Consider the following 21,486-nt stretch of genomic DNA (forward strand, 5'->3'; position numbering starts at 1 on the left):
GAGATTTGTTCCGTTTCGGAACAGGCGATAAAATACAGAGAAGCGGAAGCGTAATTGTGGTGCGTTACTTTCTTTACGGTCAAACAGCAAGGTGTTAAATTGATCACGTTTCCAGCAATTATTCGTCAACTATTTGCACGGCTGCGATCGGGCAAAGTATAAGCATCACGATAAATGACGGATTTGGAACGGGGTTCTTTCCAGACACTGTATAATCAGGCGAAACGTCTTGTACCTCTACATCGAGACATTGAAGCAAAGACTGGATGCGATCAATCAGTTACGGGTGGATCGCGCACTGGCAGCCATGGGTCCTGCGTTTCAACAGGTCTATCAGCTGCTTCCTGTCTTTCTACATCAACATCATCCTCTGATGCCAGGATACCTTGAAGGTAAGGTTCCGCATGGTATCTGTATTTTCACGCCTGATGAATCCCAACAAACCTACCTGACTGACCTTGAAGATAAATGGGGCAGCGCGTTTGAACCTCTGGTGAAAGGTGAATTGCCAATCACGGGTGTGTACTCCATGGGCAGTACTTCTTCCATCGGTCAGAGCCAAAGTTCTGATCTCGATATCTGGGTCTGCCATCAGTCATGGCTCGATAATGAAGAGCGCAACCGCCTACAGCAAAAATGCAGCCTGTTAGAAAAATGGGCCGCCTCGCTGGGTGTGGAAGTCAGCTTTTTCCTGATCGACGAAAACCGCTTCCGCCATAATGAAAGCGGCAGCCTGGGGGGTGAGGACTGCGGTTCAACACAGCACATCTTATTGCTCGACGAATTCTACCGTACCGCCGTCCGTCTGGCCGGTAAGCGTATTCTGTGGAATATGGTGCCGGGCGAAGAAGAAGCGCATTACGACGAATACGTGCTTTCGCTTTATGCACAGGGCGTACTGACGCCAAACGAATGGCTCGATCTCGGTGGCCTCAGTACGCTGTCGGCAGAAGAGTATTTCGGCGCGAGCCTTTGGCAATTGTATAAAAGTATCGATTCTCCTTATAAAGCGGTACTCAAAACGTTGCTGCTGGAAACCTATTCCTGGGAATACCCTAAAACGCAGCTCCTGGCGATGGATATTAAACAACGCCTGCATCAGGGCGAGATCGTCTGCTTCGGGCTTGATTCCTATTGTATGATGCTCGACCGCGTGACCCGTTATCTCACCCAGATTGAAGATTTCACCCGCCTTGATTTAGTCCGCCGTTGTTTCTATTTAAAAGTCTGTGAAAAACTCTCCCGTGCGCGGGCGTCGGTAGGCTGGCGTCGTGAAATACTCAGCCAGCTGGTAACGGAATGGGGATGGGATGAAGAACGTCTGGCCATTCTGGATAACCGGGCGAACTGGAAAATCGAGCGCGTGCGCGAAGCGCATAACGAACTGCTTGATGCCATGATGCAAAGCTATCGCAACCTGATCCGCTTTGCCCGTCGCAACAATTTAAGCGTCAGTGCCAGCCCGCAGGATATCGGCGTGCTGACCCGTAAATTGTACGCCGCATTTGAAGCGCTGCCGGGTAAAGTCACGCTGGTGAATCCGCAAATTTCGCCTGACTTGTCAGAAGGTGATTTAACCTTTATTCATGTGCCGATTGGCCGTGCGAACCGCACCGGCTGGTATCTGTATAATCAGTCACCGTCGATGGAATCTATTGTCAGCCATCAGCCGCTCGAATATAACCGCTATCTGAATAAACTGGTGGCGTGGGCCTATTTCAATGGTCTGCTGACCTCCACCACGCGCCTGCACATTAAAAGTGGCAGCTTGTGTGATATCGCTAAACTGCGCGAACTGGTGGCGGATGTTTCACACAGCTTCCCGTTGCGTCTGGCGGCACCGACGCCTAAAGCGTTGTACAGTCCGTGCGAAATTCGCCACTTAGCGATTATCGTGAATCTGGAACACGATCCGACTGCAGCGTTTCGCAATCAGGTGGTGCATTTTGATTTCCGTAAACTGGATGTCTTCAGTTTCGGGCAGAATCAGCAATGTATGGTTGGCAGTATTGACCTGCTTTATCGCAACTCATGGAATGAAGTGCGTACGCTGCATTTCAGCGGGGAACAGGCGGTTCTGGAAGCGCTGAAAACGATTCTGGGCAAAATGCATCAGGATGCCGCACCGCCGGAATCGGTGGAGGTGTTCTGTTACAGCCAGCATTTACGCGGTCTTATCCGTACGCGGATTCAGCAACTGGTATCGGAATGCATTGAGCTTCGCCTGTCGAGCAAACGACTTGAACCCGGGCGTTTCAAAGCCGTGCGTGTTGCCGGGCAAACCTGGGGATTGTTCTTTGAACGCCTCAGCGTTTCAGTGCAAAAGCTGGAGAATGCGATTGAATTCTATGGCGCGATTTCCAATAACAAACTGCACGGTTTGTCGGTGAAATTGCAGACCGATCAGGCGCATCTGCCGGCAGTGATTGACGGCTATGCCAGTGAAGGGATTATTCAGTTCTTCTTTGAAGACAGTTCGGACGACATCGGCTTTAATATCTATATTCTTGATGAATCCAACCGTGTTGAAGTTTATCACCATTGCGAAGGCAGCAAAGAGGATCTGGTGCGCGATGTCAGCCGGTTCTACTCGTCTTCCCATGACCGGTTTACCTACGGCTCAAGCTTTATTAACTTCAACCTGCCGCAGTTTTATCAGATTGTGTCACTTGATAATCGGATCCAGGTGATCCCTTTTCGCAGCAACGCCCTCTCTGCCGCCTGCGCCACTTTGCCTGAAACCGACGCAGAACCTTCGCGTCTGAAGCAGCAATTTCAGTTGCATTAGAAAAGGTGTCCGTATCACGGACATGTGGCAGATTATCCGGCTGTACTTCGCTTTAAACCCTGAAAATGTGCCCGGGGGTTTTGTCGATTCCTGTTGCTTTTCATGATCCACCTGCGATTATAGAGAGCTTGGTCGCATGAATTACGGGCATTCATAAAATGAAAAACGCTTTACGCTGGTCTCTGGCCGCGACAATTCTCTTTTCTCTCTCCGGTTGCGGACTTAAAGGGCCGTTGTATTTCCCACCACCGGAAAAATCAGCCACGCAAAAAACCAGCAATGTTCCGGGCACGGCGAACGATGGTTCATCGCAGGAAAAAGGGGTATCACCCGAAAACCTCACGACGAATTCCAGAGATTAACCGGCAGATTGTCGGGGTTTCGCGCAATACTGCCGGAACCTCTCCTTAACGGATCATCGCGACTGGATTTGACCAGCGGTAAACGGAGTCAGTTATGCAGTTCTCCAAAATGCACGGCCTGGGTAACGACTTTATGGTCGTTGATGCCGTCACTCAAAATGTCTATTTTTCTCCTGAGTTGATCCGTCGTTTGTCAGACCGCCACCGTGGCGTAGGTTTTGACCAGTTACTGGTGGTGGAACCTCCTTACGATCCCGAATTAGATTTCCATTACCGCATCTTTAACGCAGATGGCAGCGAAGTCGCGCAGTGTGGCAATGGTGCGCGCTGTTTTGCCCGCTTTGTGCGCATCAAAGGTCTGACAAACAAACGCGATATCCGCGTCAGTACGCAGACCGGCCGTATGGTACTGACCGTCACGGAAGATGAAGAAGTGCAGGTCAACATGGGCGAGCCGGTTTTCGAGCCGCAGCAGGTCCCATTCCGTGCAGCGAAAGCGGAAAAAACCTATATTCTGCGTGCAGAAGAGCGCACAGTATTTTGCGGCGTGGTGTCGATGGGAAACCCGCACTGCGTGTTACAGGTTGATGACGTGCTGACAGCTGAAGTCGAGGTTCTCGGACCGATGCTGGAAAGCCATGAGCGTTTCCCCGAGCGCGTAAATGTCGGTTTCATGCAGATCCTCAGTCCGGAAAGCGTAAAATTGCGCGTGTACGAGCGGGGAGCCGGTGAAACACAGGCGTGCGGAAGCGGTGCCTGTGCCGCTGTGGCGGTTGGTATTCAGCAAGGTTTACTCGCAGAAGAAGTTCAGGTGGAACTGCCGGGAGGCAGCCTCGATATTCGCTGGAAAGGGCCGGGTCACCCGTTATATATGACCGGACCCGCCACTCATGTTTACGACGGATTTATTCATCTATGAACAATCTTGATGACCAGATTGAACCGGTGATAGCGCTCGACGACGACAGCGTGATGCAATATCTGCTGCAAAACCCGGATTTCTTTATTCGTAATGCGCGCAGCGTCGAGCAGATGCATGTACCGCATCCGGTGAAAGGCAGTATTTCGCTGGTTGAATGGCAACTCGGGCGTCAGCGTCATCAGATTGCGCAGCTTGAAGAAGAAATTACGTTGCTGATGGAACAGGCTTCGGTCAATGAATCATTGTTCGGGAGGATGATCGAACTCCAGGCCACGCTGGCGGCGGCCAGCAGTCTGCAGGATATGCTTAACCGTCTGCAGCGTTGGGCGCGCAGTCTGGGACTGGCAGGTGCCAATGTACGCTTGTTCAGCGAAGGCTGGCGCATCGGCGCGCCGTCTGATTTCACCCATCTTGCGGTAAGCCGCAGCGCGTTTGAATCCATGCGCATTCAGCGTCTGGGTGAAGCCCCGCATTATCTCGGCAGCCTGAACGGCCCGGAACTGTTGCTGTTATTGCCGCAGGCGAAAGCCGTGGGTTCTGTCGCGCTCTCGCTGATGGGTGAGCAGGGGGAACTGGGCGTGCTGATTTTCAGCAGTCGTGATCCTCAGCATTATCAGCCCGGCATGGGCACGGTCTTACTTGATCAGCTGGCTAAAATGTTACCTGGCCTGCTGGAACGCTGGATAGAACGGGTATGAATCACACCGAATCGCCTCTTTATCCTGCGGTCGAGGCGTTTCTGCGTTACCTGCACGTTGAACGTCAACTCAGCCCGCTTACGACCACCAATTACAGCCGCCAGTTAGAAGCTCTGATCGCCCTCTCCGGCGAGACAGGTATTTCTCACTGGCAGCAACTCGATGCGCCGAAAGTGCGGTTGTTACTGGCGCGCAGTAAACGTGCCGGTTTAGGGCCGTCCAGTCTGGCACTGCGTATGTCTTCGCTGCGCAGCTTTCTTGACTGGCTGGTGCGTCAGGGCGTATTAAGCGCCAATCCTGCCAAAGGCATTTCCACGCCGCGTTCTCCCAAGCATCTGCCCAAAAATCTTGATGTCGATGAAGTGAATAAATTGCTGGAAATCGATCTCAATGATCCGCTTTCTGTGCGTGACCGCGCGATGCTCGAAGTGATGTATGGTGGCGGGCTGCGTCTTTCGGAACTGGTGGGCATCGATTGCAAGCATATCGATATGGCCTCCGGTGAAGTGCGGGTGTTGGGTAAAGGGAGCAAAGAGCGCAAAGTGCCGATCGGGCGGACTGCCGTCACCTGGCTTGAACACTGGTTGAAACGCCGCGCAGAATTTAATCCGCAGGATGATGCGATGTTTTTATCGAGCAAAGGCTGCCGTATTTCTGCGCGTAATGTTCAGAAGCGTTTTGCCGAATGGGGCGTTAAACAGGGTGTTAACAGCCATATTCATCCGCATAAACTGCGTCACTCGTTTGCCACGCATGTGCTGGAATCCAGCGGCGATTTACGCGCGGTACAGGAACTGTTGGGGCACGCGAATCTGTCTACCACCCAAATCTATACCCACCTCGACTTTCAACATCTGGCGACGGTTTACGACGCCGCGCATCCCCGGGCAAAACGAGGAAAATCCTGATGAAGTTTTATCGTCCGCTGAAACGCATTGAAGCGATCACCTTCGATTTAGATGACACGCTGTATGATAATTACGACGTTATCCGCCGCACTGATGCCGAAACACTGAAATTCATGCAGGGTTACCACCCGGCACTGGCCGATATAGCACCGGATGCTGTCCGTCTGATGCGCGCAGAGTTACTGGCGCAGGACGCAGAAATTTATCATGATGTCACCGAATGGCGTCGTCAGGCTGTATTACTGGCGATGACCCGTGCAGGTCTGAGTCACAGTGAAGCTGAACAGGGCACCAAAGCCACCATGGAAACGTTCGCGAAGTGGCGCAGCCGGATTTATGTTCCGCAGGAAAACCACGATGCACTGGCGGCGCTGGCTGAACGCTGGCCGCTGGTGGCTATCACCAACGGCAACGCTGACCCGACGGCATTTGGTTTGTCACAATATTTCCAGTTTACGCTGCGGGCGGGTGATCATGGCCGCGCAAAACCGTACGCCGACATGTATAAAAAAACGTCGATGAAGCTGGATATTCCGCTGGAAAACATCCTTCACGTCGGCGATGATCTGACGACAGACGTCGCAGGGTCGGTGCGTTGCGGTATGCAATCATGCTGGATTAATTTGCGCGAAGGCGACCTGATGCACATTAAAGATGCCCGTCTGTTACCGCATATTGAGATTTCGCAGTTGGCATCGCTGACAGCATTGCTATAATCCCTCCTTAAATTACTCTGTATAAATTCACAGTAGAAATGCATTCGCAGCGATAATATTCGTGTGAGTGCTTTTCTCATCCTGACAAACGGTGCCTATGGACGTTTCTGACCTGCTCGACAGCCTGAATGAAAAACAACGTGAAGCCGTGGCCGCGCCGCGCTGCAATCTGTTGGTACTGGCCGGGGCAGGCAGTGGCAAAACCCGCGTGCTGGTGCACCGCATTGCATGGTTGCTGGCGGTAGAAAAGTGCTCACCGTATTCTATTATGGCGGTCACTTTCACCAACAAAGCGGCGGCAGAAATGCGCCACCGTATCGACCAGCTGATTGGCACCAGTCAGGGGGGCATGTGGATCGGTACCTTCCATGGTCTTGCACACCGTTTACTGCGTGCACACCATTTGGATGCCAACCTGCCGCAGGATTTCCAGATCCTCGACAGTGACGACCAGATACGTCTGATCAAGCGCCTGATCAAAGCGCTGAACATCGACGAGAAACAATGGCCGCCGCGTCAGGCGATGTGGTACATCAACGGCAAAAAAGACGAAGGTCTGCGTCCGCAGCATGTCGAAACTTACAACAACCCGGTTGAAGCGACCTGGCTGCGTATTTATCAGGCCTATCAGGAAGCCTGTGACCGTGCCGGGTTGGTCGATTTCGCCGAGCTGTTGCTGCGCGCCCACGAGCTCTGGCTGAACAAGCCGCATATCCTGCAGCATTACCGCGAACGTTTTACCAACCTGATGGTGGACGAATTTCAGGACACCAACAGCATTCAGTACGCCTGGATCCTCCTGCTGGCCGGCGATAACAATAATGTGATGATCGTGGGTGATGATGATCAGTCGATCTACGGCTGGCGTGGTGCGCAGGTTGAAAACATCCAGCGTTTCCTGAAAGATTTCCCGAATGCGCAAACCATCCGTCTGGAACAGAACTATCGTTCGAGCAGTACCATTCTTAAAGCCGCCAACTCGCTGATTGAAAACAATAATGGTCGTATGGGGAAAAACCTGTGGACTGAAGACGGCGAAGGCGAACCGATTTCGCTGTATTGCGCATTCAACGAACTGGATGAAGCGCGCTTTGTGGTTAACCGCATCAAAACCTGGCAGGACAACGGCGGTGCACTGAAAGATTGCGCCATTCTTTATCGCAGTAATGCCCAGTCACGTGTACTCGAAGAAGCGTTATTGCAAATGGCGATGCCTTACCGCATCTACGGCGGCCAGCGGTTCTTTGACCGTCAGGAAATCAAAGATGCGCTGGCGTATCTGCGCCTGATGTCGAACCGTAATGACGATGCCGCTTTTGAACGCGTGGTGAATACGCCAACGCGCGGCATCGGCGACCGTACGCTGGATGTGGTGCGCCAGACGGCGCGTGATCGTCAGTTGACTATGTGGCAGGCCACACGTGCGCTGTTGCAGGAAAAAGTGCTGGCAGGCCGTGCGGCGTCTTCACTGCAACGCTTTACTGAGCTGGTTGACGCTCTGGCACATGAAACGTCAGATATGCCGCTGCATGTGCAGACTGACCGGGTGATCAAAGATTCCGGCCTGTTCATCATGTATGAGCAGGAAAAAGGCGAGAAAGGTCAGGCGCGCATCGAAAACTTAGAGGAACTGGTGACAGCGACGCGCCAGTTCAGCTATCAGGATGAAGATGAAGATCTGATGCCGTTGCAGGCGTTTCTGTCCCATGCAGCCCTCGAAGCGGGTGAAGGGCAGGCGGACGCCAATCAGGACGCCACGCAGCTGATGACGCTGCACTCGGCGAAAGGACTGGAGTTCCCGCAGGTGTTTATCGTCGGGATGGAAGAAGGCATGTTCCCGAGCCAGATGTCGCTGGAAGAAGGCGGGCGTCTGGAAGAAGAACGCCGTCTGGCCTACGTCGGCGTCACCCGCGCCATGCAAAAACTGACCCTGACCTACGCGGAAACCCGCCGTTTATACGGTAAGGAAGTGTCTCACCGTCCGTCACGTTTTGTCGGCGAATTGCCGGAAGACTGTGTCGAAGAAGTCAGGATGCGCGCCAACGTATCACGCCCGATGAGCAACCGCAGCGTCGGCACGCCTACCAGCGTCAGCGATACCGGCTTTAAACTCGGCCAGCGCGTGATGCACCCTAAATTCGGCGAAGGTACCATCGTCAATATGGAAGGCAGTGGCGAACACAGTCGGTTACAAGTGGCGTTTCCGGGCGAAGGGATTAAGTGGCTGGTCGCCGCCTACGCCCGCCTCGAAGCCGCAAGCTAGCTTACTTGCGATCTTGAGTCCGGGCAGTGCTCGACATCCTCATGGACTACGTGTCCATTCCGGTGTCTCCGCGCTGGCCGGACTCAACCTCGCTGCGCCGCTGACGCTTGCCCGACAGAGTATCAGAGGCTAAAAGTTTCACCCACTTCGGCTTTCGCATACCATTCCAGCGTTTCTTTTACGCCTTCGTCGCCCTCCGGCGGGGTGCCCGGAAGATAATCCTGTTCCTGTACCGGCTGATACGCGCCGTGTTTCACTTCAAAAATCACGCCACCTTCGTCGAGGGATAGCACGCTGTGCCAGGTATTGGCCGGGATTTCCAGCAGAAGGGTTTCGGCACCGAGCCACAGGCGGTCAGTGACTTTGCCGCTGTTATCGTAAATCAGTACCAGAAAGCGGCCACGCAGCGCCGTCAGCATTTCCCAGGTGTGCGGATGGCGGTGAATGCGCACATAAGTACCGGGCTCCATCGCGATGGCCAGACGCTGCACGTCATCTTCAGGCGCAGGATGAATATTCAGATTCTGACGCTGACGCGGCGAGCGGGTGGCTTTGGTGATCAGATCACACAGCGTGTCCTGGTTTATTTGTTTAATCATTTCAGTCTCTGCCTGAGAAGCTAGGGAAACGGGGAAATCCGGTGCCTGAGTGTAGCAAAAAAAACCGCCGGCATAAGTCAGCAAAGGTTATCCACACCGCCTGAAATTTATGCATAAATGTTGCCAGAATAGATTTGTTCGCGGTTGACAGTCTTTTTACTCCCGGCGTAACATGCGCGCACTATTATCAATGAGGAACTTCGCCTTGGACACACCCAGTAGATACTGGCTCAATAACCTGTTTGTCAGGTACCACTTCTAAGGCCCTCCTCTTTGCTGATGGCCTTAGTGGTTGTCAGCGACCCCCGTTCTGTCGCTGTGAGTCAGATCTGAATTTGGTCTGAATTACGCCGGTGACACTTTTCATCCCGTGATTTTCTGTGCTTCAACGCGTTGTCCACTTTCTGTCATTTTTGGGAGAACGGGCACATGCTGAGTGCTTTTAAATTAGAAAACAGCCGCTTATCCCGTTTAGAGCTGGACGAGTCAGACGATCTCAAAACCTCATTGTGGGTGGATTTGGTCGAACCCGATGATCTGGAACGTGAGCGCGTTCAAAGTGAATTAGGACAAAGCCTGGCGACGCGTCCTGAACTGGACGACATCGAAGCTTCTGCACGTTTCTTTGAAGACGAAGACGGCCTGCACATTCACTCCTTCTTTTATTATGAAGATGCCGAAGATCATGCCGGTAACAGTACCGTCGCATTTACTGTGCGCGAAGGGCGTCTGTATACCCTGCGTGAACGCGAATTACCGGCATTTCGTCTCTACCGTATGCGTGCCCGCAATCAGACGCTGGTTGATGGTAACGCCTATGAACTGTTGCTGGATTTGTTCGAAACTAAAATCGAACAGCTGGCAGATGAAATCGAAAATATCTACAGCGATCTGGAAAAACTCAGCCGTGTGATCATGGAAGGGCATCAGGGCGATGAATATGACGCTGCGCTTTCCACACTGGCCGAGCTGGAAGATATCGGCTGGAAAGTGCGTTTGTGTCTGATGGATACTCAGCGCGCGCTGAATTTTCTGGTACGTAAAGCCCGCTTACCGGCAGGGCAACTGGAGCAGGCGCGTGAAGTGTTACGCGATATCGAATCCCTGCTGCCACACAACGAGTCCCTGTTCCAGAAGGTGAACTTCCTGATGCAGGCGGCGATGGGCTTTATCAACATCGAACAGAACCGTATCATCAAGATCTTCTCGGTGGTTTCAGTGGTCTTCCTGCCGCCAACGCTGGTGGCTTCAAGTTACGGGATGAACTTCGAATTCATGCCGGAACTGAAATGGTCATTCGGTTATCCGGGGGCGATTGCGCTGATGATCCTCGCCGGACTGGCGCCTTATCTGTATTTCAAACGTAAAAACTGGTTGTAACCGACCATGTTGATGGAAAGGGTGGCTCCGGCGGGCCAGTGGGTCATCCTCGTGGCTTCCTCGCTGATGCTGGGCATTATTTTTCAAACCTTCCACGTTCCTGCCGCCCTCCTGCTCGGGCCGATGATTGTCGGCGTCGTCATGGGGCTGACGGGGGCCAGCGTGCGTATTCATCCGCTGTTTTTCAAAATATCGCAGGGCGTTTTGGGCTGCATGATTGCGCAAAGCCTGTCGCCTTCGATTCTGCCACCGTTACTCAACGACTGGCCGCTGGTGCTGATGGTACTGGTGGCCACGTTGCTCGCCAGCGGTCTTTCGGGCTGGCTGTTGGTGCGTTTTAGTCAGTTGCCTGGCCCGACCGGCGCTTGGGGCTCATCACCTGGCGGCGCCAGTGCCATGGTCGCCATGGCCGGTGATTTCGGTGCAGATGTGCGTCTGGTCGCGTTCATGCAATATCTGCGCGTGCTGTTTGTCGCCACCGCCGCCGCATTTGTTGCCCGCATGGCAATGGGCGACAGTGCATCGCTGGCGGCGGCGGTAGTCTGGTTTCCGCCGCTGACCTGGCGTTTCTTTGTGACAGTATTTCTGGCACTGGCCGGTGTCTGGCTGGGACCACGGTTGCGTATTCCTTCCGGTGCCCTGTTACTTCCGGCCATTGCCGGCGCGGTTTTGCATTCCACCGGAACCGTCTCGTTAGAAGTGCCTGAATGGTTGCTGGCGATGGCTTATACGCTGATTGGCTGGAGTGTCGGGCTGCGGTTCACGCGACCTATTTTCAAACTGGCACTGCGTACTCTGCCGCAAATGATTGCCTCGGTTATCGGCCTGATGCTGATTTGCGGCGGCATGGCATGGGCGCTGACCAAACTGCTGGGGGTGGATATGCTGACGGCCTACCTGGCGACCAGCCCGGGCGGGCTGGACACGGTGGCGATTATTGCGGCAGGCAGCCATGCAGATTTAGGGTTTGTGATGGCAATGCAGACATTGCGTCTGATCACCATTCTGATAACCGGTCCCGCGATGGCGCGCTTTATCTCACGCAGCGCGGTGTCCGCTTCTTCCTCGTCGTAAACGGCCCTGCGTATAGAGCGCGTCGCTGATAAAGCACAGCAGGCCTGCCCAGATAAAGCCGAAGGTGATAAGTTGCGAAGTGTTGACGGTTTCACCGTAAAACACCACGGCCAGCAGGAACATCAGCGTGGGCCCGAGATACTGGAAAAACCCCAGCGTAGACAGTTTCAGACGGGCCGCCGCGGCGGTAAAGAACAGCAACGGAATGGTGGTAATAATCCCGGCCGCCATCAGCAGCAGATCCAGAGACCACGGATTCGCCGCCAGATTGCTGGTCGGGCTGTGGGCGATAAAGAACAGATAAATCCCGGCCACCGGCAGCAGCCAGAGAGTTTCAATCAGCATCCCGGTTTGTGAATCCACGCCGATTTTTTTACGCAGCAGGCCGTAGAACGCGAACGTCAGGGACAGCCCGATTGCGATGACCGGCACGGAGCCAAATATCCACACCTGGACCATCACCCCGGCAAATGCCAGCGCCACGGCAAACCATTGCAAATTCCGGAATCTTTCGCGCAAAAACAGCATGCCGAGCACCACATTCACCAGCGGATTGATAAAGTAGCCAAGGCTCGCTTCCAGAATGTGATTATGATTAATCGCCCAGATGAAAATCAGCCAGTTCCCACCGACAAGCAGGGCAGTGATCAGTAACATACCGACTTTCTTAGGTTGCGCGAATACCTGGCGGACGTCTCCCCAGCTGCGGCTGACAGACAGCAGTACTAACATGAAGAAGAATGACCAGATCACACGGTGAGTGAGAATTTCATCTGCCGGAACCTGTTTGATGAGTTTGAAATACGCCGGTGCGATCCCCCAGATCAGATAGGCGATAAAGGCAAAAATAACACCTTGCCGGGTACGATGTGCGTCCATGTGGATACCTGAAAAAAGTAGAGAAAGGAGCGGAGTTTACCTGATCTCAGCCCACCATATATGTCGCCGTGGTGGTCGCGATATGAATTCCCGTGTCGCTGTGCAAATCGACGCGTGCCACGGAGACTTTGTTTCCGGCGCGGATAAGGCTGGCCGAGGCAATAAAATAGTCGCCACGGCCCGGACGCAGGTAATCAACGCGTAAATCGATAGTGCCCATTTTGGATAAACGCTGGCGCATTTCGGCTTCCAGCAACGGGTGATCAGGTTTATCACGGCGGATCAGCGAACTGGTTACGCAGACCAGGCCAGCTGCGACATCCAGCACGGCAGCAATCACGCCGCCATGTAAGATTTTTTGCGCTGCGTTACCCACCAGCTTGGGCTGATTGGTGAATTTGAGTTCAGCATAATCACAGTCGAGACGTTTCAGCTCGAGACCCAGTTCGCGGTTAAACGGCATATCGTAAACGAAAATATTGCCGATCAGTTGCAGGGCAGCCTCGTGACTGAGGGATGAAGCAGACATGAATGAATTCCTGACGAAAACGTGTGGACAGCATGTTCGCTGAAAAAGTTAACGAAGTGTTGATTTTAGGTGCGGGTAAGAAGGATTTCTATACTGCGAAGGATAAATGTATTCAATACTCATGTAGAAATGTATTTGTGTGTAAAATGCCCTGCTTTGAGATTTGCGGATTTAGTCAGCGCAGGATTGGCGGGGCAGAAGGCATATTTTCAAACATAATGAGTCGATAACTTTAGGGTGAGGGTAAGGAATAATGCGTAAAAATTGGGCTGTCGGAGCCGCCATGCTGGCGATGCCAATGCTGGGACACGCCGCAGAGGCCACAGTGCAGGAAGTGCATGATAAACCTGCTGTACGCGGAAGTATTATTGCGAATATGTTGCAGGAGCACGACAACCCGTTCACGTTATATCCTTACGAGCCGAACTACCTGATTTATACTGATACCAGCAATATTAACAAAAAAGCCATTCAGTCTTACGACTGGGCAGATAAAGCACGTCATGATGAAGTGGCGTTCCAGCTCAGCCTGGCGTTCCCGTTATGGCGAGGAATTGCGGGGGATAACTCAGTTCTCGGCGCGTCTTACACGCAAAAATCGTTCTGGCAGCTTTCCAACAGCGGGCAATCTTCACCTTTCCGTGAGACTAACTACGAGCCACAGTTTTTCCTGGCCTGGGCGACGGATTACGATTTTCTCGGCTGGACACTGCGCGAAGCGGAATATGGTGTCAGCCATCAGTCTAACGGCCGCTCAGATCCGACCTCCCGCAGCTGGAACCGCGTGTATGCCCGTTTTATGGCGCAGAATGGCAACTGGCAGGTTGATCTCAAACCCTGGTATCGCATTCCGGAAAGCGACAAAAATGATGACAATCCCGACATCACCAAATACATGGGGTATTACCGTCTGAAAGTCGGTTATGCCTGGGGTGACAGCGTATTCAGCGTGGAAAGCCGTTACAACTGGAATACCGGCTACGGCGGTGCGACTACCGGCTGGAGCTATCCTATTACTAAACAGGTTCGTTTCTATACTCAGGTATTCAGTGGTTACGGCGAGTCATTGATTGACTATAACCATAAGCAGACCCGTATCGGTGTGGGTATTATGCTTAACGACATCATGTAATTCCGCCATACTTCCGGTTGCAGTTGCGTTGGCTGCATCCCGAATTATTTAGGGTATATTATGTCGGTGCAGTACAGCCCCGGCGGCTTTAGGGTTTAGCCGGGTGGTTTGAACAGTTGGGGAATTGAGTGTCTACGGCGGCAGTGATAAACAAAGAAGAGCTGGCTCATCAGGTATTACGCGATACCTTCGGCTATCAGCAATTCAGACCAGGCCAGCAAACCATCATCAATACCGCCATTTCTGGCCGGGATTGCCTGGTCGTGATGCCAACAGGCGGCGGTAAATCGCTGTGCTATCAAATTCCCGCTCTGGTGATGGACGGTCTGACGCTGGTCGTTTCGCCGCTCATCTCGCTGATGAAAGATCAGGTCGACCAACTGATGGCTGCAGGCGTTGAAGCCGGCTGCCTGAACTCAACGCAAACCCGTGAGCAGCAACTTGACGTCATGGCCGGTTGCCGCGCGGGGCGTATCAAAATGCTGTATATCGCGCCGGAACGCCTGATGATGGGCGATTTCCTCGAACAGCTGCAACAGTGGAACCCGGCGATGCTTGCCGTGGATGAAGCGCACTGTATTTCCCAATGGGGCCATGATTTCCGCCCGGAATACCGCGCACTCGGACAGCTGAAACTGCGTTATCCGCAATTGCCGGTGATTGCCCTGACGGCAACCGCCGACGAAGCGACCCGTAATGATATCGTCCGCCTGCTGGAGCTGAACGATCCGCTGATTCAGGTTAGCAGTTTCGATCGCCCGAATATCCGTTACACACTGGTAGAAAAATTTAAACCGCTCGATCAGCTGATCCGTTTCGTGCAGGACCAGCGCGGAAAAAGCGGCATTATTTACTGTAACAGCCGGGCCAAAGTCGAAGACACCGCCGCCCGTCTGCAAAGCCGCGGGCTGAGCGTGGGGGCGTATCACGCAGGGCTGGATAACGACACCCGTGCCCGTGTGCAGGAAGGTTTCCAGCGTGACGACCTGCAAATTGTGGTTGCCACCGTGGCCTTCGGGATGGGCATCAACAAACCTAACGTGCGTTTTGTCGTGCACTTCGATATTCCGCGCACCATCGAGTCTTATTATCAGGAAACGGGGCGTGCAGGACGTGACGGCCTGCCTGCCGAAGCGGTGCTGCTTTACGATCCGGCCGATATGGCGTGGTTGCGGCGCTGTCTGGAAGAGAAACCGGCGGGTGCGCAACAGGACGTTGAACGTCATAAGCTGAATGCCATGAACGCCTTTGCCGAAGCTCAAACCTGCCGCCGTCTGGTACTGCTTAACTATTTTGGCGAAGGTAAACAGAATGCCTGCGGTAACTGCGATGTGTGTCTTGACCCGCCAAAACGCTACGACGGTTTGCTGGATGCGCAAAAGGCGCTGTCAGTCGTTGCGCGCGTCGGGCAACGTTTTGGCTTAGGTTATGTCGTCGAAGTGCTGCGCGGTTCGAACAACCAGCGTATCCGTGAATACGGCCACGAAAAACTGAGCGTGTACGGCATCGGCAAAGAACACAGCACCGAGCACTGGACCAGCGTGGTGCGCCAGCTCATTCATCTTGGACTGATTACGCAAAATATCGCCATGCACTCGGCCTTACAACTGACGGAATCGGCGCGTCCGGTTTTGCGTGGTGAAATCCCGTTGCAACTGGCGGTGCCGCGTATTCAAACGCTCAAAATTAAAAGCAATGCCAGCCAGAAAACCTATGGCGGAAATTACGATCGCAAGCTGTTTGCCAAATTACGCAAACTGCGTAAGTCACTGGCAGATGACAACAATGTACCGCCGTACGTGGTATTTAACGACACCACGTTGCTGGAAATGGCTGAACATCTGCCGGTCAGCGCCAGCGATTTGCTGGACATCACCGGTGTCGGTCAGCGTAAGCTGGAGAAATTCGGCCGGCCCTTTATGGCGATGATCCGTGATCACATCGATAACGGCGACGAATAAGAATTCTGTTTCCTACACATAACACAGAGAGTTAATCATGCTGATGCTATTTCTGACGGTTGCGATGGTTCATCTGATCGCGCTGATGAGTCCGGGGCCGGACTTCTTCTTTGTCTCACAAACGGCTGCCAGCCGGTCGCGTAAAGAAGCCATGATGGGTGTGATTGGTATTACACTGGGGGTGCTGGTGTGGGCAGCCGTTGCGCTGATGGGGTTGCATCTGATTCTGCAAAAAATGGCCTGGCTGCATCAGATTATTACCGTCGGCGGCGGATTGTATCTGTGCTGGATGGGCTGGCAGTTGCTGAAATCAGCACGGGCTAAAAAGCAGAATGGCGATGAAACACCGGTGGCATTGCCTGCCCGTGGTCGTACTTTTATGCGCGGGTTACTGACCAATCTTTCGAACCCTAAAGCCGTGATTTATTTCGGCAGCGTATTCTCCATGTTCGTTGGCGACAGTGTCAGCGGTGGCGAGCGTCTGGGCATATTTCTGCTGATCGTAGTGGAAACCCTGGCCTGGTTTTCGCTCGTGGCGCTGGTTTTTGCCCTGCCGAAAATGCGTCGCGGATACCAGCGTTTAGCGAAATGGATTGATGGCGTGGCGGGCGTGGTATTTGCAGGTTTTGGTGTTGCGCTTATCATGAATCGTTAATTAACGCATTTTGCACATAAAAAGGGTCCGGTTGATGCCGGACCCTTTTTGCATTCTGCGGTGTTAAACCTTTCTGGCACTCGCCAGCAACACACCCACCAGCATAAACAGTGAGCCGAAAATACGGTTCAGCAACTGCATTTGTTTCGGGGCTTTCACCCAACCGGCGATGCGGGTGGCCAGCGTGGCGTAACCGATCATCACAATGATGTCGACAACGACCGTGGTCACGCCCAGTACCACGTATTGTGCAGCCTGAGGTTGGTGCGCAATGATAAACTGCGGGAACAACGCGGCCAGAAACACAATGCTTTTAGGATTGGTCAGGTTCACCAGAATAGCGCGTTTGAATAAACGACGGCGCGGCATACTGCTGGCGAGCGCGTTCAGATCAATCGCCCCGGCAGAGCGCCACTGGCAAATACCCAGCCAGATTAAGTACGCTGCACCCAGCCATTTGAGAATTTCAAAGGCCATCAGCGATGAGGAAATCAGAGCACCCAGCCCGATACCGACCAGCACGATGTGGATGGATAAACCGAGTTGTAACCCGGCGATTGACGCCACCGCCCCGCGATAGCCGTGGCTGATGCCTGTACTCATCGTGTTAATGGCACCGGAACCGGGGGATAAACTTAAAATAGAAGTGGTGAGCAGGTAGGTTAACCACCAGTCCAGTGTCATTGCGAGACTCCCTGAATACGTTTTAGGTTGTTTTATGGCACAATACGCCATTGTTTATAATTGCGCTATAACTCACAAATAACACTTTCCTCCTTCCTGCCTGACGACTTTGGATCAATGAATGCCTGTGAATTTTGCCAAGTGGTTAACCCGAGAGAAGGAGTTTTCCGCCTTTGCGACCGGACCTTTGCTGGATTTCTGGCGTACACGCGAAGAAGCCGAGTTTTGCGGCATTGACGACGTTCCGATCCGCTACGTCCGGTTCTGTTCCCCGGAGCATGATAAAGTCATCGTGGTGTCACCCGGGCGTATAGAAAGCTACGTAAAATATCCTGAAGTGGCCTACGATTTATTCCATTGTGGTTATGATGTCATGATTGTTGATCATCGTGGCCAGGGGCGTTCCGGGCGTATGCTCGATGATCCACACTGCGGGCACGTTAATCACTTTGACGATTATGTCGGGGATTTCGAAAGCTTTTATCAACTGGAGATTGCCCCACGTCAGTACGCGAAAAAGTTCGCGCTGGCACACTCCATGGGAGGGGCAATTCTGGCGCTGTTTCTGGCGAAAAATCCGGGCAGGTTTGATGCAGCGGCACTACTCGCGCCGATGACGGGCATTTATTTGCCGATGCCGGGCTGGATTTCACGCCGGATCCTCAACTGGGCGGAGAATCGCCCGCTGCGCCGTGACGGTTATGCGCTCGGTACCGGCCACTGGCGACCGTTACCCTTTGTGGTCAACCGTCTGACCCACAGCCGCGAACGTTATCGCCGTAATCTGCGTTTTTATGCCGATTACCCTGAGTTGCAGGTCGGCGGGCCAACTTATCACTGGGTGCGTGAAGGGATTGAGGCGGGGATGCATATCCTGAAAGAAGCCGAAAAAATCACCACTCCTGTTTTGTTATTGCAGGCGAGCGAAGACCGTGTCGTGGATAACCGGTCCCATCTTGCTTTTTGTCAGGCCATGGCTGTTGCGGGGCACCCCTGTGAAGGGGAAAAACCGCTGGTCATCGAAGGCGCGCGCCATGAGATCCTGTTTGAACGGGACGACCTGAGGGCACAGGCGCTGGACGCTATCATGCGCTTTTTTGCGCGACAGCATTAATCCGCGGTTCGCCGCGCACAACTCCATCAGAGGTTAGAACCTAACGCTATGTACCATGTTGTTGCTTCCGATTTAGATGGCACACTGCTATCACCTGATCATACCCTGACCCCGTTCGCCAAAGAGACGCTGAAACTGCTGACCCGGCGCGGCGTGCATTTCGTGTTCGCCACCGGGCGTCACCATATCGATGTGGCGCAGATGCGCGACAATCTGGAAATCAGTGCGTACATGATCACCTCCAACGGTGCGCGTGTGCATAACACCGATGGCGAACTGATTTTCTCGCACAATCTGGATGAAGACATCGCCAGAGATTTGTTCGGTATCATGCACAATAATCCGGATATTCTGACCAACGTTTACCGCAATGACGACTGGTACATGAACCGTGACCGTGCCGATCAGGATGATTTCTTCCGTGAATCCGTTTTTAAATACAAACTGTATGAACCGGGTTTGCTGGAAACCGATGGCATCTGCAAAGTGTATTTCACCTGTGAAGATCACGAAAAACTGCTGCCGCTGGAAGAAGCTATCAATGCGCGATGGGGCGACCGTGTGAACGTCAGTTTCTCACTGCCGGTGTGTCTGGAAGTGATGGCAGGCGGCGTATCAAAAGGCCATGCGCTGGAATATGTCTCCAAACTGATGGGCTATTCCCTGAAAGATTGCATCGCTTTTGGTGACGGACTGAATGACCTGGAAATGCTGACCATGGCCGGTAAAGGGTGTCTGATGAGCGGATCATTGCCGCGCCTGAAGGCGGCGATGCCGGATGCTGAGATCATCGGTTCCAATGCTGATGACGCCGTGCCGCATTACCTGCGTAAGATGTATTTGTCCGAAGAGCGTTAATCTGCGGTAAACCAAAGCAGGGTTTCCACTCTGCTTTGGGATCTGCATCTGCCGCTTTATTACCGATGTCGCTGAAGCCTAACGTGCCGGTGTCGAGGCTGTTTTTATCCGCCGTTGCCGTGAATTTCTGCCACACTCACGTTGGCAGGCCGAGATGCCCCCACAAAGCATTCAGCGGCATTGTTGCCAGCGCAATGCACTCATCGGCTGCCCCATAATAAATTTTCAGCATCTCCTGTTCCAGCAAGGCGCCGCAGGTGAACACCACGTTGCCAAAAAATCCCTCTTTTTCATAAATCGCTTCCGGCTGTAACAGCGGTACTGAAGACTTGGCGAGGATGTTGAACGGATTATTCAGGTCGAGCAGCATCGCGGCGAGGCAATAACGCTGGTCTATGCGCGCTTTGGCGAACATATCCTGAAAATGAAGTCATCGAAACAGCTCTCCTTTGCTAAAAATACGCCACTCAGGTTCGGGTTTAATGCCGCCAGCATTTTATTGTTTGATGTAACGGGCAAGCGGATTCTCCCGGATGGCGCGTAAAAAAGGCACCTTTCGGTGCCTTTCGACGAAGATAAACCCAACGTCAGGCACTTTTTGCCAGCTGCGCCTTATGTTTGTTTTCACTGAGCATGGTCAGTAGCAGCAAAATAACGGCCAGCACACAACCGGCAATCATCACGATAAAACCGCCGTCCCAGCCAAAGTAATCCACGGTATAACCCACAATGGCGCTGGCCGCGACCGAGCCGCCAAGATATCCAAACAGTCCGGTAAAACCTGCGGCGGTGCCGGCCGCTTTCTTCGGTGCCAGTTCCAGCGCATGTAAACCAATCAGCATTACCGGCCCGTAAATCAGGAAGCCGATGGTGATCATACAGGCCATATCAATGCCCGGATTGCCGACCGGATTGAGCCAGTACACCACGGTAGCGAGGGTGACCAGCACCATAAAGAACACGCCGGTTGCGCCTCGATTACTTTTGAAGACTTTGTCCGACATCCAGCCGCACAACAGGGTGCCGGGAATGCCTGCGTATTCATAAAGGAAATATGTCCAGGAAGATTTATCTAGCGCGAAGTGCTTCACTTCCTTCAGATACGTCGGCGACCAGTCCAGAATGCCGTAACGCAGCAAATAGACAAAGACATTGGCCAGCGCGATGTACCACAGCAATTTATTCGGCAAAACGTATTGCATGAAAATCTGCTTCGCCGTCAGTTCCTGCTCAGCAGATTCTTTTACATAGTCCGGCGGGTAATCGTTTTTGTATTCTTCAATCGGCGGCAGACCGCAGGACTGCGGCGTATCGCGCATGGTCATGAAGGCAAATACCGCCAGCAAGATGGCGCCGAAAGCAGGCATATACAGCGCCGCATGCCAGTCGTTAAACCACGCCATACCCAGCAGAAACAGCAGCGGAGGAATGCCGCCGCCGACGTTATGTGCGCAGTTCCATACCGATACCACGCCACCGCGTTCTTTCTGTGACCACCAGTGCACCATAGTACGTCCGCACGGTGGCCAGCCCATTCCCTGGAACCATCCGCACAGAAACAGCAAGACAAACATGATGGCGATGCTTGACGTTGCCCACGGCACGAAGCCCATGAATAACATCACTGCGGCGGCCAGGATCAGGCCAGCAGGCAGAAAGACGCGCGGATTCGAACGATCCGACACCGAACCCATGATGAATTTTGAGATGCCGTAGGCGATGGAAATCCCGGACAACGCAAAACCAAGGTCACCCCGTGAGAAGCCCTGATCAATCAGATAAGGCATCGCCAGTGCGAAGTTTTTGCGCACCAGATAGTAGGCCGCATAACCGAAGAAAATCCCCATAAATATTTGCCAGCGGAGGCGGCGGTACAGCGGATCGACGTGAGTCTCATCAACAGGAACTTTGTGGGGCGCGGGTTTAAAGATACTGAGCATACATGCCTCCGATGGCATAAATCA

Annotated in this window: 19 protein-coding genes and 1 pseudogene; 14 read left to right on the top strand and 6 right to left on the bottom strand. The window is 53.2% G+C overall.

All coding sequences use genetic code 11. The annotated features are described in order from the left end of the window. Positions 1 to 229: 229 nt before the first annotated feature. The 7 genes from EVX52_RS22260 to uvrD all read left to right on the top strand — a co-directional run bounded on the left by EVX52_RS22260 (position 230) and on the right by uvrD (position 8,657). Positions 230 to 2,788 (top strand): class I adenylate cyclase, encoded by a 2,559-nt coding sequence (locus EVX52_RS22260; RefSeq protein WP_129955207.1) that lies wholly within the window; start codon positions 230 to 232, stop codon positions 2,786 to 2,788. 158 nt (positions 2,789 to 2,946) lie between these two features. Continuing rightward, positions 2,947 to 3,150, top strand: a complete 204-nt coding sequence (locus EVX52_RS22265) for a lipoprotein (RefSeq protein ID WP_015699129.1) — start codon at positions 2,947 to 2,949, stop codon at positions 3,148 to 3,150. 94 nt (positions 3,151 to 3,244) lie between these two features. Next, on the top strand, positions 3,245 to 4,069 hold the full coding sequence (gene dapF, locus EVX52_RS22270) for a diaminopimelate epimerase (protein ID WP_129955206.1): 825 nt from the start codon (positions 3,245 to 3,247) through the stop codon (positions 4,067 to 4,069). Next, positions 4,066 to 4,770 (top strand): DUF484 domain-containing protein, encoded by a 705-nt coding sequence (locus tag EVX52_RS22275; protein ID WP_129955205.1) that lies wholly within the window; start codon positions 4,066 to 4,068, stop codon positions 4,768 to 4,770. Before dapF ends, EVX52_RS22275 begins: the two co-directional genes overlap by 4 nt. Next, entirely contained in the window at positions 4,767 to 5,678 is a 912-nt protein-coding gene (gene xerC, locus EVX52_RS22280; RefSeq protein ID WP_129955204.1) for a tyrosine recombinase XerC, read from the top strand. Before EVX52_RS22275 ends, xerC begins: the two co-directional genes overlap by 4 nt. Continuing rightward, the gene (yigB, locus tag EVX52_RS22285) at positions 5,678 to 6,394 is read left to right on the top strand and encodes a 5-amino-6-(5-phospho-D-ribitylamino)uracil phosphatase YigB (protein ID WP_129955203.1); all 717 of its coding nucleotides are present in this window, start codon (positions 5,678 to 5,680) and stop codon (positions 6,392 to 6,394) included. The genes xerC and yigB overlap by 1 nt, the downstream gene beginning before the upstream one ends. Before the next feature lie 97 nt (positions 6,395 to 6,491). Continuing rightward, positions 6,492 to 8,657, top strand: a complete 2,166-nt coding sequence (gene uvrD / locus EVX52_RS22290) for a DNA helicase II (RefSeq protein WP_129992150.1) — start codon at positions 6,492 to 6,494, stop codon at positions 8,655 to 8,657. Positions 8,658 to 8,779: 122 nt separating this feature from the next. Here the strand turns inward: uvrD and EVX52_RS22295 are convergent, their stop codons facing one another. Then, on the bottom strand, positions 8,780 to 9,256 hold the full coding sequence (locus tag EVX52_RS22295; protein WP_129955201.1) for a WbuC family cupin fold metalloprotein: 477 nt from the start codon (positions 9,254 to 9,256) through the stop codon (positions 8,780 to 8,782). Positions 9,257 to 9,685: 429 nt separating this feature from the next. Between EVX52_RS22295 and corA the strand changes: the two genes are divergently transcribed. Next, positions 9,686 to 10,636, top strand: coding sequence for a magnesium/cobalt transporter CorA (gene corA / locus EVX52_RS22300; RefSeq protein WP_015699122.1), 951 nt, complete (start codon positions 9,686 to 9,688; stop codon positions 10,634 to 10,636). Between the two features lie 6 nt (positions 10,637 to 10,642). Beyond that, positions 10,643 to 11,710 carry an AbrB family transcriptional regulator gene (locus tag EVX52_RS22305; protein WP_370278363.1) on the top strand — a complete coding sequence of 356 codons (1,068 nt, stop codon included), beginning with the start codon at positions 10,643 to 10,645 and terminating at the stop codon, positions 11,708 to 11,710. On the opposite strand, the gene rarD is transcribed toward EVX52_RS22305, so the two are convergent. Beyond that, entirely contained in the window at positions 11,675 to 12,589 is a 915-nt protein-coding gene (gene rarD, locus EVX52_RS22310; protein ID WP_129955200.1) for an EamA family transporter RarD, read from the bottom strand. The genes EVX52_RS22305 and rarD overlap by 36 nt on opposite strands. Positions 12,590 to 12,635: 46 nt before the next feature. After that, the gene (locus EVX52_RS22315) at positions 12,636 to 13,118 is read right to left on the bottom strand and encodes a thioesterase family protein (protein WP_129955199.1); all 483 of its coding nucleotides are present in this window, start codon (positions 13,116 to 13,118) and stop codon (positions 12,636 to 12,638) included. A gap of 253 nt (positions 13,119 to 13,371) precedes the next feature. Between EVX52_RS22315 and pldA the strand changes: the two genes are divergently transcribed. From pldA to rhtC, 3 genes are all read left to right on the top strand, one after another. Then, positions 13,372 to 14,250, top strand: a complete 879-nt coding sequence (gene pldA, locus EVX52_RS22320; protein ID WP_129955198.1) for a phospholipase A — start codon at positions 13,372 to 13,374, stop codon at positions 14,248 to 14,250. Positions 14,251 to 14,378: 128 nt separating this feature from the next. Further along, positions 14,379 to 16,211, top strand: coding sequence for an ATP-dependent DNA helicase RecQ (gene recQ / locus EVX52_RS22325; RefSeq protein WP_129955197.1), 1,833 nt, complete (start codon positions 14,379 to 14,381; stop codon positions 16,209 to 16,211). A 37-nt stretch (positions 16,212 to 16,248) separates the two neighbouring features. Continuing rightward, positions 16,249 to 16,866, top strand: a complete 618-nt coding sequence (gene rhtC, locus EVX52_RS22330) for a threonine export protein RhtC (protein WP_129955196.1) — start codon at positions 16,249 to 16,251, stop codon at positions 16,864 to 16,866. Positions 16,867 to 16,929: 63 nt separating this feature from the next. Here rhtC and rhtB read toward each other — a convergent pair whose 3' ends face one another. Beyond that, positions 16,930 to 17,550, bottom strand: a complete 621-nt coding sequence (gene rhtB / locus EVX52_RS22335; RefSeq protein ID WP_015699115.1) for a homoserine/homoserine lactone efflux protein — start codon at positions 17,548 to 17,550, stop codon at positions 16,930 to 16,932. 121 nt (positions 17,551 to 17,671) lie between these two features. On the opposite strand from rhtB, the gene pldB reads away from it, so the two are divergent. Then, positions 17,672 to 18,664: a lysophospholipase L2 gene (gene pldB, locus EVX52_RS22340; protein ID WP_129955195.1), complete on the top strand. Its 993-nt coding sequence runs from the start codon at positions 17,672 to 17,674 to the stop codon at positions 18,662 to 18,664. A 48-nt stretch (positions 18,665 to 18,712) separates the two neighbouring features. Beyond that, positions 18,713 to 19,522 (top strand): sugar/pyridoxal phosphate phosphatase YigL, encoded by an 810-nt coding sequence (gene yigL / locus EVX52_RS22345; protein ID WP_129955194.1) that lies wholly within the window; start codon positions 18,713 to 18,715, stop codon positions 19,520 to 19,522. 136 nt (positions 19,523 to 19,658) lie between these two features. Here the strand turns inward: yigL and EVX52_RS22350 are convergent. After that, positions 19,659 to 19,913, bottom strand: a pseudogene (locus tag EVX52_RS22350) (glycosidase); the annotation flags it as partial. Between the two features lie 196 nt (positions 19,914 to 20,109). After that, the gene (gene glpT / locus EVX52_RS22360; protein WP_129992152.1) at positions 20,110 to 21,462 is read right to left on the bottom strand and encodes a glycerol-3-phosphate transporter; all 1,353 of its coding nucleotides are present in this window, start codon (positions 21,460 to 21,462) and stop codon (positions 20,110 to 20,112) included. Positions 21,463 to 21,486: the final 24 nt, after the last annotated feature.

This window comes from Rahnella sp. CFA14(1/10) (genome assembly GCF_004195095.1).
Classification (GTDB): Bacteria; Pseudomonadota; Gammaproteobacteria; order Enterobacterales; family Enterobacteriaceae; genus Rahnella; species Rahnella perminowiae.

Coding starts and splice junctions, on each gene's coding strand:
- uvrD (WP_129992150.1), top strand. CDS start 6,492: ATGGACGTTTCTGACCTGCTCGACAGCCTGAATGAAAAACAACGTGAA.
- rarD (WP_129955200.1), bottom strand. CDS start 12,589: ATGGACGCACATCGTACCCGGCAAGGTGTTATTTTTGCCTTTATCGCC.
- EVX52_RS22315 (WP_129955199.1), bottom strand. CDS start 13,118: ATGTCTGCTTCATCCCTCAGTCACGAGGCTGCCCTGCAACTGATCGGC.
- pldA (WP_129955198.1), top strand. CDS start 13,372: ATGCGTAAAAATTGGGCTGTCGGAGCCGCCATGCTGGCGATGCCAATG.
- corA (WP_015699122.1), top strand. CDS start 9,686: ATGCTGAGTGCTTTTAAATTAGAAAACAGCCGCTTATCCCGTTTAGAG.
- pldB (WP_129955195.1), top strand. CDS start 17,672: ATGCCTGTGAATTTTGCCAAGTGGTTAACCCGAGAGAAGGAGTTTTCC.
- dapF (WP_129955206.1), top strand. CDS start 3,245: ATGCAGTTCTCCAAAATGCACGGCCTGGGTAACGACTTTATGGTCGTT.
- glpT (WP_129992152.1), bottom strand. CDS start 21,462: ATGCTCAGTATCTTTAAACCCGCGCCCCACAAAGTTCCTGTTGATGAG.
- EVX52_RS22265 (WP_015699129.1), top strand. CDS start 2,947: ATGAAAAACGCTTTACGCTGGTCTCTGGCCGCGACAATTCTCTTTTCT.
- EVX52_RS22275 (WP_129955205.1), top strand. CDS start 4,066: ATGAACAATCTTGATGACCAGATTGAACCGGTGATAGCGCTCGACGAC.
- rhtC (WP_129955196.1), top strand. CDS start 16,249: ATGCTGATGCTATTTCTGACGGTTGCGATGGTTCATCTGATCGCGCTG.
- EVX52_RS22295 (WP_129955201.1), bottom strand. CDS start 9,256: ATGATTAAACAAATAAACCAGGACACGCTGTGTGATCTGATCACCAAA.
- yigL (WP_129955194.1), top strand. CDS start 18,713: ATGTACCATGTTGTTGCTTCCGATTTAGATGGCACACTGCTATCACCT.
- yigB (WP_129955203.1), top strand. CDS start 5,678: ATGAAGTTTTATCGTCCGCTGAAACGCATTGAAGCGATCACCTTCGAT.
- EVX52_RS22305 (WP_370278363.1), top strand. CDS start 10,643: ATGTTGATGGAAAGGGTGGCTCCGGCGGGCCAGTGGGTCATCCTCGTG.
- rhtB (WP_015699115.1), bottom strand. CDS start 17,550: ATGACACTGGACTGGTGGTTAACCTACCTGCTCACCACTTCTATTTTA.
- xerC (WP_129955204.1), top strand. CDS start 4,767: ATGAATCACACCGAATCGCCTCTTTATCCTGCGGTCGAGGCGTTTCTG.